The sequence below is a fragment of the Candidatus Accumulibacter vicinus genome, from assembly GCF_000584955.1.
Lineage (GTDB): Bacteria > Pseudomonadota > Gammaproteobacteria > Burkholderiales > Rhodocyclaceae > Accumulibacter > Accumulibacter vicinus.
This window is the reverse complement of record NZ_JDSS02000049.1, coordinates 39506-42688: the sequence shown is the minus strand read 5'-3', so window position 1 is coordinate 42688 and position 3183 is coordinate 39506. Positions and strand designations below refer to the sequence as shown.

4 protein-coding genes are annotated in these 3183 nt (G+C 70.9%); all 4 read right to left on the bottom strand.

Annotated elements, in window-relative coordinates; translation table 11 throughout:
• Positions 1-423: 423 nt before the first annotated feature.
• Positions 424-1533 (bottom strand): glycoside hydrolase family 104 protein, encoded by a 1110-nt coding sequence (locus CAPSK01_RS24145; protein ID WP_273704157.1) that lies wholly within the window; start codon positions 1531-1533, stop codon positions 424-426.
• Positions 1530-1943, bottom strand: coding sequence for a hypothetical protein (locus CAPSK01_RS24140; RefSeq protein ID WP_273704156.1), 414 nt, complete (start codon positions 1941-1943; stop codon positions 1530-1532). Before CAPSK01_RS24140 ends, CAPSK01_RS24145 begins: the two co-directional genes overlap by 4 nt.
• Positions 1944-1945: 2 nt before the next feature.
• Positions 1946-2746: a hypothetical protein gene (locus CAPSK01_RS19870; protein WP_034930900.1), complete on the bottom strand. Its 801-nt coding sequence runs from the start codon at positions 2744-2746 to the stop codon at positions 1946-1948.
• Between the two features lies 1 nt (position 2747).
• A partial coding sequence (locus CAPSK01_RS19865; RefSeq protein ID WP_273704155.1) for a hypothetical protein occupies positions 2748-3183 on the bottom strand: 436 nt, incomplete at its 5' end.

Genomic DNA, 3183 nt, shown 5'->3' with positions numbered 1-3183 from the left:
CGGGTCGGGCGGGTCATGGCTGGGCTCCTGGCACCTCGTATGCGCGCACACAGCGCAGGTCGCGCCCCTCGGCGCGCAGATAGGACACGGCAGTATGCACTGCGTGCACTGTCGTGTGGACGGCGGCGGCCAGCTCGTCAGCCGTCACCCTGCTGCCGGGCGGCTGGGCGCGCATGTGGGCCCAGATGCGATCGGCGATCGGCGGGCGACGGCGCTTCATGTCGACGCGCCCTCATCACCTGGCTCGCAGCGCAGCACCACGATCCGATCTCCGGGGCGCAGCCAAGTGCCCACGTCGACCCAATCCCGCCGCCCGTCGATACCGCCGTAACAGGCCAGTGTCTCGCCCTCGGCCGACCTGTAGCTCAACGTCCTCAAGCTGTGCCAGGCGGGTACGTGGGATTGTGATCCAGGGGCTGACAGTCATGGGGTCGCCCCCGTCGCGCGATTGCGGCTCGTCGTCTGACCGTAGTAGTAGCCGACCAGGCCACCGACGATCGCACTGATCAGGCTGCCGGCGAGCCCGGCACGCACGTCGTCCGACCAGGTCGCCGTGCCGATCAGGCCGATCAGCGACAGGACCAGCAGGTAGACCAGCGGCAGGAGCAGGAGGGCAACCAAAAAACTGGCCGAGTGCAGCAGATCGCCAGCGGCCCGGCCGACCGCGTCGGCCTTGCGCGCCCCCTCGATCCCGCCGCCACCGGCCTCGGTGATGTCGACCCAGTGCGCCTCGACGGCGCGCACTGCGGTCTGCAGTACAGCCGGGTCGGCGCGCATGGCCTCCACCGCGGTCTGGATGTTCGGCGCACTGGTCGCGCGCTGCACCACCTGCGCGACCGCTTCGGCGGCCTGCAGGTTGCGGTCGCTGACCTGGCTGCCGGAACCGAACAGTCGGCCCAGGCGCGGGATCAGTTCGACCAGCGCGGGCAGCGCGGCGGCGAGGAATGGGGCCATGATGCGGGGCCTTTCTTCGGTGATGCCGGGGGCCGCCGGCTCGGGCCCGACGTGGACGAGTGGCGGATCGACGGCCCGCGGCGCCTCCGCAGCGAGCGTGCCACCCCACTCGCGGTAGACCGCCAGCGCGCGGTCCAGGGCGATGGTCGGCTGTCCGTAGGGGCTACCCGGCAGGCTGGCCCACTCGCGGGCGCACTTCTCCAGCGCCTCGGGGATGCGGCCCGAGAGCACGTCGTCGAGCGCGCCGCGCCGACGGATCAGGTAGACAGCGGCGAGGTCCTGGCTGTCCGCGCCGAAATCAGGCAGGGCCAGCGCCCGGGCGCACTCGTCCCAGGTGCGCGATAGGAACTGGTAGGCCCCGGCCGCGGTGCTGGTCACGCCCAAACGTGGCAGATGCACGGGGATGCGGGGGTGATCCTGTAGCGACTCGGCGAGCGATGGGCGGGCACCCGTGTGCCCGACGATCATCCGGTAGGCGTCGTCGCTCTGGTCGCTCTCGCCAGCGCGGATGACGCGCAGGAAAGCCCTGACGTTTGGGCTCCCGAGCGACTCGGCGCAGGCGGTCCGAGGGTCTGTCACGGCTTCGGCCTCAGCGTCGTCTGCAGGTAGTCGACCGCGCCGTGATAGACCAGCGCCCCCAGGCCGACGACAGCGGCCCACACCAGGCCGGCGAGGGTTTTCTCGATGATCGCCTGGCGCAGGCGGATCGATTGCGCCTCGCGCTGGATGGCGAGCAGGACCCATTGGTGCTGCTCTGCCGTGAGCTGGTGCGATGCCGCCATCGCGCGGCCGACGGCGCCCTCGATCCGGTCTGGCAACTGCTCCATGATCGCGTCAATTCGCCGGTCGCTGCCGGCGAGCATGTCGGCGAGCACCGACGCTTCACGGCACGCGGATTCGACGCGGAGATGGCGGGCGGGGCCGATCAGCTCGCCGACACGGCGCTCGGCGTCGCCGGGGGCGTGGATGTGGCGGGTGGGGTCGGTCATGCTCACATCCTCTGCTCGATGGCAAACGCCTTGCTGCGCAGCCGCCAAGATGGGTACTCCAAGCCGGACAGCTCGCGCAGCCGGCCAACGAAGCCATAGCGCTGCATGCGCTCAGAGTCGCCGAAGTCAGGCAGCCAGGCGATTTCGGCAGTGGTGCCCTCTACCTGCTCGAGCTCGTGCAACGTGTCGCCTTCGGCGAGCGATAGCCAGGGGATCGTGAACGTCACGCTGCGCTGCCTGCGACGCGTCGTCGGCCAGTCGGCGCCGCTTTCGGCCTTGGTCACCGTCGACAGGTCGGTCACGCCATCGCGCAGCCCGTAGGCCGGGCCATAGGTCGGGATCGTGATCGGGCAGATGCAGATGCGACCGATCTCGACGTACCCAGCCGGGTTGCCGGTGTCGACGATTTCGACCGTCTCGTGCCCGGCGGCCACGGCCTGCGCCTGCGTCACCATGACGCAGTGCGCGCGCCCGTCATGCTCGCGCGGGGCGAATGCCCAGGCCGGCACAGCGCCGCTGTCGGCCACGATGGCGCCGCCTGGCGTGGCCCTGCGCACCCATCGGACCGTGGCCGTCTGGCTGAGGTTGTGCCCCATCACGGCCAGCAGCCTCGCCGCGGGCGTAGTCGCGCCCCAGGTCACTTCGAGCTGCGTGCTCGCGGCCAGCGCGTTGGCGCTGCGGGCGGACTCGGCGAGCGGCCACGTGGCCAGGCGCGACAGCGGCGCGCTCGCTGACCAGCTGCCGCCAGACAGCGTGTGCCCCACCGTGGCGATCAGGTTCGGGAAACCGAGGGCGTGCGGCATGTCAGGCCCCCGGCGCGGCGAAGTTCCGCGCGCTGACGACGACGACCTGGTTCACCGCCACCGTCAAGGTGGGCAGCCACATGTCGCCACTGGTGTCGCCGAAGTAGACCGTAGCCCCGTTGGACACGCCGGCCGTACTGATGAGGCTGAGCTTGACCGTTGTCGCGCCCACCTCGGTCACCAGCGATCCGTCAGCGACGCCGGTGCCGCTGACTGCCTGCCCGACCAGGATGCCCGCCGTGGTCGAGAAGGTCAGCACGTTGCTGTTCGCCGCGGTTGTCGCGGTCACTGCCCGACCGAAGGCCGACGTCACCTTGCCCTGCTCGTCCACGGTGCCGCCCGTGCCCTTGATGCGGTAGTGCCCGATGCTGCCTGCGGCGATGGCCAGGCCCTGCCAGGTGCCGGCGATGGCGGCCACACCACCGGAGGGCGCCGCC